This is a genomic window from Oceaniglobus trochenteri, from assembly GCF_020529025.1.
GTDB classification, from domain to species: Bacteria; Pseudomonadota; Alphaproteobacteria; order Rhodobacterales; family Rhodobacteraceae; genus Oceaniglobus; species Oceaniglobus trochenteri.
The window spans coordinates 1-6,620 of the sequence record NZ_JACNMM010000028.1 but is presented as its reverse complement, the minus strand read 5'-3'; the positions used below and the strand labels follow the sequence as shown (position 1 = coordinate 6,620).

The 6,620-nt window shown below is 51.5% G+C and carries 6 protein-coding genes and 2 pseudogenes; 5 read left to right on the top strand and 3 right to left on the bottom strand.

All coding sequences use genetic code 11. The features are described 5' to 3' along the window. Nucleotides 1–226 (bottom strand): DUF1153 domain-containing protein (locus H7828_RS22600; RefSeq protein ID WP_226781413.1); only part of this gene is annotated, 226 nt, incomplete at its 3' end. A gap of 62 nt (nt 227–288) precedes the next feature. On the opposite strand from H7828_RS22600, the pseudogene H7828_RS22595 reads away from it, so the two are divergent. Then, nucleotides 289–567: pseudogene (locus H7828_RS22595) on the top strand (transposase); the annotation flags it as partial. Here H7828_RS22595 and H7828_RS22590 read toward each other — a convergent pair. After that, complete coding sequence (locus H7828_RS22590; RefSeq protein WP_226783312.1) at nt 551–1,513, bottom strand: LysR family transcriptional regulator; 963 nt, start codon at nt 1,511–1,513, stop codon at nt 551–553. The pseudogene H7828_RS22595 and the gene H7828_RS22590 sit on opposite strands and share 17 nt — an antisense overlap. Nucleotides 1,514–1,629: 116 nt before the next feature. Between H7828_RS22590 and H7828_RS22585 the strand changes: the two genes are divergently transcribed. The 4 genes from H7828_RS22585 to H7828_RS22570 all read left to right on the top strand — a co-directional run bounded on the left by H7828_RS22585 (nt 1,630) and on the right by H7828_RS22570 (nt 6,320). Beyond that, nucleotides 1,630–3,165, top strand: coding sequence for a sulfatase (locus H7828_RS22585; protein ID WP_226783311.1), 1,536 nt, complete (start codon nt 1,630–1,632; stop codon nt 3,163–3,165). Nucleotides 3,166–3,178: 13 nt separating this feature from the next. Continuing rightward, a complete protein-coding gene (locus H7828_RS22580) occupies nt 3,179–4,216 on the top strand; it encodes a Bug family tripartite tricarboxylate transporter substrate binding protein (protein ID WP_226783310.1) in 1,038 nt (345 codons plus the stop codon). A 61-nt stretch (nt 4,217–4,277) separates the two neighbouring features. Then, complete coding sequence (locus H7828_RS22575; RefSeq protein ID WP_226783309.1) at nt 4,278–4,814, top strand: tripartite tricarboxylate transporter TctB family protein; 537 nt, start codon at nt 4,278–4,280, stop codon at nt 4,812–4,814. A gap of 3 nt (nt 4,815–4,817) precedes the next feature. Beyond that, nucleotides 4,818–6,320, top strand: coding sequence for a tripartite tricarboxylate transporter permease (locus H7828_RS22570; protein ID WP_226783308.1), 1,503 nt, complete (start codon nt 4,818–4,820; stop codon nt 6,318–6,320). Nucleotides 6,321–6,506: 186 nt separating this feature from the next. Here H7828_RS22570 and H7828_RS22565 read toward each other — a convergent pair. Further along, a pseudogene (locus tag H7828_RS22565) lies at nt 6,507–6,620 on the bottom strand (IS5/IS1182 family transposase); the annotation flags it as partial.

Sequence of the window (6,620 nt, the reverse complement as noted above, 5' to 3'; positions counted from 1 at the left end):
CCTGCAGGTCCCGGAGCTGCTTCTCGTATTGCTCGCGGATATCGAGCGGGTTGGCGCGCAGCGAGTTCTCCATGCCGCGCTTCGCTTCCTCGACCCAGCCCTCGATCTCGGAGGGCGTCAGGTCAAAGGACCGGCTCGCCTCCGACACTGTCGTCTTGCCCTGAATGATCTCGATGACAAGCGCTGTCTTACGCTTCGCCGTCCACCGTTTGATGCTGTCGTCCATCGTCATACTCATCGCTACGTTCTCCCTTGTAGCATGAGCAGGTTTTCACTGGGTCGATACACCTACCGAATGTTGATTGGCTGCTGGGTGACCGGGGCTATGATGCGGATTGGTTCAGAGAAGCGTTGAAAGACAAAGGGATACGCGCCTGTATCCCAGGCAGGAAACAGCGCAAGAAAGCTGTGAAGTATGACAAGCGACGCTACAAACGCCGCAACCGGATTGAAATCATGTTTGGTAGGCTCAAGGACTGGCGACGCGTAGCAACCCGATACGACAGATGCCCAAAGGTCTTCCTTTCGGCAATCGCACTCGCCGCAACCGTCATCTATTGGCTATGAGTCCTGACCCTAGAGACGGTAGGACAGTGCAGGCGAAGTCAAACTCTTCCTTTGCTTGCAGAAGCTGGAGTAGCCTTCGTATCGGTCCCAGTCTTACTAGGTTCGTATGGTATAATACCGAAGCGGTTAGCGACAAATCGTCGAATGCGAACGGCAATCGTACCAAACCATAGTTTTCAGCCGCACCCTCCATCGCGTCAGTCAATACTGCAATCATCTGACCCTGTGCGAGCACCCCTAGTATAAACTCAAGCGAGGTAGCTTCCATAGCAACGTTTGGAGGTTCAATATGCGCCCGTTCAAATCGCTTGGCGACGAGATGTTTGAGAGTGTTATCATGCTCATGGCCGATCCAATCGTATGCTCCCAGATCTTGTAATTTAATCTCCATACGAGATGCCAATACATGGCTTGAATGGACCCAAGCAGCACGCTCAGTACGCCAAAGCGGCAAAAGGTGCATACCGCTTTCGGCGTTAAAGTCTCCGATCTCTCCAATTATGAGGTCAAGCTTACCGGCGCGGAAGTCTTCAATCAATAACGGCGCAATAGCTGTCGTGACTTCCAACCGAATTGTGGGGAACTCTGCCCGCAGCCTTGCAAGGATTTGCGGCAGCGGTTTGCGACTCCATATCGGACCAATTCCCAATTTTAACAAGCCTCTCCTCGAAGCATCTATTGTTGCCATTTCAAGTTCAAGTCGACGGATGTCATCCTGTGTTCGCATTGCAAAGGCTTTCAGCGCCCGCCCAGCTTCCGTAGGTTCCAGTCGGTATCCATCACGAAAAAACAACTCCACACCCAGTTGATGCTCAAGTGTTTTGATTCCCCGTGAAACCGCCGCCTGCGTGACGCCGATACGATCTGCCGCTTCCTTCACAGATCGCGCTTCGCAAACCACACAGAACTGGGCAAAAGGGCGCGAAAGCAAACCAGATTTCAGCATTCTATATGAGAAAATGTTATGGACATAAAATCTTTATAGAGTTTTTCTTGATTTGTCAACCTTATAGGGTGTCAAGCGCGGCGACTAAGGAAGAGGTTGTCAAGGATTTCTGGGAGATGATCAGCTTGCGTTGCATTTTTTTACTTTTCGACTCGTTGAACCTGAAAGCACTTGATTCCTATGGAGGATCAATAGGAACACCCAACATGGATCGGTTGGCCGCAAGGGGCATCTGCTTTGAGAACCACTACACTGGATCGCTTCCCTGCATGCCAGCACGTCGGGACATGCATACGGGCCGTGTCAGTTTTCTGCATCGCTCATGGGGCCCCTTAGAGCCTTTCGACAACTCCTTCGCGCGTATTCTGACCCAGCAGGGTGTCTACACTCATCTGATCAGTGATCACTACCACTACTTTGAGGATGGCGGAGGCGGATACCACACGCGCTTCAGCTCCTATGAGTTCATTCGTGGCCAAGAATATGATCCTTGGAAGGCAATGGTCGAGCCGCCCATAGACAGGTTTCGAAAAGCGTACGCGGACAAGCACTACGCTCGAAAGCCGAACCGCTATCAGCACGCAATCAACCAAGAATTTGCCGGCGGCGAGCACGAGCAACCAGGTCCGCGTTGTATTGAAGCGGGGCTTGAGTTCCTCGAGCGCAATCATGACGCGGACAACTGGTTCATGCAGATTGAGCTCTTCGATCCACATGAGCCGTTCACAGCGCCAAAACGGTTTCGTCGCGAAGGAGACAGTACTTATTCGGGGCCACTTCTGAATTGGCCGGAATATGAGCGAGTCACAAACTCCGCGCAGGAGATTCAGGAAATTCGCGCCAACTACGCAGCATTAGTTCGTATGTGCGATGAGTATTTAGGTAGATTACTCGATTTTCTTGATGAACACGATATGTGGGACGGCACGTCAGTTATTCTAACCACTGATCACGGCTACCTGCTTTCCGAACATGAATGGTGGGGAAAATGCCGCATGCCTTACTACGAAGAGATAACACACATTCCGTTGATATTCGTGCATCCCGACTACGCGGGTAGCGCGGGGACACGTGTTAAAGCGGTGACGCAAACACCTGACTTGATGCCTACCTTCCTCGACTTGTTCGATGCAGAGGTACCACAAGAGGTACGTGCAAAATCCATCCTCGCTACACTAAGCGAACCAACAGATCGCGAAGTTATTTTTGGAATTTTTGGGGGTGCCATCGGAATAACTGACGGTCGCTATGCGCTCTACCATTACCCGCCGGATATTGGTGCCGACGGCTTACACGAGTATACACTCGCGCCTCAACATATGGTCGACGCTTTTTCGCTTGAAGAGCTGCGCACAATGAAACTGGCAAGGCCGTTCACATTTACTAAAGGGATCAAAATTCTACAAATCAAAGCGCTGATGAACGCAAAGCGAATCCCGCAGAACGATGGTATCGGGTTCGATGATACCGAGACAAGGCTGTTTGATCTTGGAATGGATCCTGGTCAGAAAAACCCAATCAGCAATAGCCTGATCGAGGCCAAACTCTACGAAGCAATGGTCCGTCAACTTGAGAGTCTCGACGTGCCTGAAGAAGTCTACGACTGGTACGGCCTTTCTGAACTATTCAATCAGCGAACCGCAAACGGGTAAGACCCAAATGTAAATGAATGTTTACCATCAATGTCACAACGCATGGGAGGAATTTATGCGTACTATCAAAAGACTATCACTGAGCGCAATTGCCGGCCTGGCTCTCTGTGGGTCGGCAATTGCTGACGATTTTCCGGAAAGATCAATTCAGAACATCTACCCTTGGGCACCGGGTACGATCACCTATGGGATCAGCCAAATCATCGCAGATGGAATGAGCGAGCGGCTCGGGCAAGCTTTGCCTGTCATTGCAACTCCTGGGGCAGGAGGTGTGAAAGCCTTCGAAACCGCTTTGAGTAGAGAGGCAGACGGCTACATCATTATCGATGGCTACGTTGCACCCTTGGTAATTGCCCCGATGTTCGAGAGAGCTAATTGGGCTTGTGAAGACTTCACGCCTCTGTACTCTGCAACTGCGAATGCCATGGGCATCGGCGTTCGGATTGATGACGACCGCTTCACCGATTTCCCGTCGTTCATCGAGTTTTTGCAGGCCAACCCTGGCGAGACTGCATACAATGGTAATGGGTTGACTCTGCCTCACATGGTTGGAGCGCGGGTTATGCAGCAAATGGGAACAGTTTCCAGACCGATACCCTATGATGACGCCGGACTTGGCCTAAAAGACCTTCGTGCTGGAGTTCTCGATTGGGTGATCTTGAATCCTGGCCAATATGAGGCAAACAAGGATCATGTCCGGATACTGGTCGCACTAAGCGAGAGCGAAAGCGTTGCCGACGCATTCGGCGGTTCCCCCCGACCTGTCGACTATGGGATCGATGTCGGACTTACGGGCCTTGCACCTATGGGTTGGAACTGGTGGCTCGTTGCCTCCGAGACGCCTGAAGACAGAGTCCAAGTGCTGCGAGACGCGATGCGTGACACCTTGGCTGATGAGGCTATTCGAGAGCGCATCACAGATGCCGGATATATTGTTACCGACTACTCACCGGATCAGTACCTGGAAGTTTGCAACGCAGTGAAAGAGCAGCTGTCTCAAGCGCGAGATGCGATCACCTGGGAAGCCGATGCTGTCAAGGCTCTGAACTGAAGCAGAGACAACCGTTGGACACAGACAATGACTGTGCCCAACAAATCGGTTTGGATGTTCGATGCGAAACCTCTCGCGAAAGTTAGCTGCAAGTGGCCTCATAGCGCTTTTTGCGCTTTGGTTTCTCTATCAAATTGCCACTGATCTGACCGAAAAGGGCGTTGCGTCAGGCGGGGCATTATACAATGCGGGCTTCGTTCCGAAAGGCTACGCAATTCTCCTGCTCACACTCTTGGCGATACGGACTGTGGCTGACTTAATGCGCTACCGAAAATCGGCCGTTGCAAAAGTCCCCACCGCGTCGTTGGGTTTGGAGTTCGAGGAAGATGAGAGACTCATCTCGAATGCCACACGCGTAACTTGGTACCGCGCGTTGTTGGTGTTTTGTCTTCTGGTTGTTTACGTTCTATCTCTCGATCCTCTGGGTTACTTGATCTCGAGCCCTGCCCTTGTCGCTTTGCTGGGGCTAGCACTTGGCGAGCGCAGGCTAATTGCTCTCGTTTCATGGGCCATATCTCTGAGCTTTGGCTTGGCAGTCATTTTTGGCATGGTGTTCAATGTCGTTCTGCCCATCGGCTTTCTTGAACTGGAGTTTTAAGCAGTGGACCAAATCATCTTTGGTGGATTTGATGTATTTGCATCTTGGGGTGCAGTTCTTGCAGTTGCAGTCGGCACTGCCCTTGGTCTCGTTATTGGCGTGTTGCCAGGCCTCGGTCCGCTTATGGGCATCGTCCTCTTGCTTCCAATAGCGTTCCAACTGCCTCCTATCGTCGGTATGGGCTTGCTGATTTCAATTTATGTCGGTGGGGCTTGTGGCGGAGCGATTTCAGCCATTCTCGTTCGCATACCGGGCACTCCGATGGCGGCTGCAACCCTGCTTGATGGCTATCCTATGGCGAGGGCTGGGCGAGCACATACAGCGATGTCCATCGCAGTTTCAGCGTCGGCAGTAGGCGGTCTCATCGGTGGCGTGATTCTAGTGTTCTTGGCACCGGCACTTGCTCAATTTGCACTGCGTTTCGGTCCGGCGGAGTATTTTGCCCTGACCGTCGTCGGACTCATAACCATCGCTCTCGTCGGAGGCGAAAACAAGATCAATGGACTCATATCCGGCGTTATCGGATTGCTCTTGGCTACGGTTGGTTACGATCAATTTGTTTCTGAACCGCGCTTTACGGGTGGCTCGATTTATCTACTCAACGGCTTCAATGTGGTGGCACTAGTTGTGGGTTTGTTTGCTATTTCTGAAGTGATTTTTCAAGTAATGGGTGGTGAACTCTCCGCCAAGCCTAAAATACCTGCAAGCCGACCGTCCTTCAGCAGCTCGTTGATAGCGCTGAAGTATCCAATGAATCTATTCCGTTCCAGCTCCATTGGCGCAGGTCTAGGGGCTCTTCCCGGTACGGGAGGGCCTATCGCGTCATTTTCGGCGTACGCTATAACACGTTCGTTGTCCAAAAACCCCGAGAGATTCGGGACTGGGGTTGAAGATGGGATTGTTTCGACCGAGAGCGCAAACAATGCGGCAGTTGGTGGCGCGCTTGTCCCTACGCTAGCGCTGGGTGTTCCTGGCGATCCGGTGGTTGCGGTTCTGATGGGAGCACTTGTCATATTAGGATTCTTTCCGGGACCATCCCTTTTCGAGCACAATCAAGAGTTCGTCGGCGGCATCTTCTATTCGTATATCGCTTCGAATTTCATGCTTTTCTTTTTGGGAATAGTAATGACGCCAATTTTTGTGGCCTGTATCCGGCTTCGAAAAGTGACGCTACTGCCCTTGATCGTTCTTCTGTGCATGCTTGGAGTCTACTCACTTGAAAGCTCCATTTTTGACCTCTGGGTCATGTTAGTATTTGGGGGTGTTGGCTTTGGTCTTAGGGCTGCGGGGTTCCCGCTTGCACCGCTAATCGTAGGCTTCATTCTAGGCCCGATATTGGAGTCCAATTTTCGGCGAGCATTGGTGATCTCAGGGGATGACTATTGGATATTCGTAGAAAGTACGCTCGCCTTCTCGTTGCTTTCGGTCGCAGCGCTGGCCTTTATTCTAGTGATTTTTGGGAAAACAGTAAAGCAATTGCTAATAAGGCTGATTAGACCTTCATGACATACGCACATGAGATGCTCTCGGCTGCGGGTTGGTTTTTCCCTGTGATTTGAACTGGTGACTTGCTCTTGACGAGAGACCTGACTTCTCTACAATCTTAGGGAGAACCCGCAGTTTGATTTCTGACCTCATGCGACCTAGGTTTCCAGTCTCGATTTCACCGTAAATTCATACTAGGGTCAGGACTCATAGCCAATAGATGACGGTTGCGGCGAGTGCGATTGCCGAAAGGAAGACCTTTGGGCATCTGTCGTATCGGGTTGCTACGCGTCGCCAGTCCTTGAGCCTACCAAACATGAT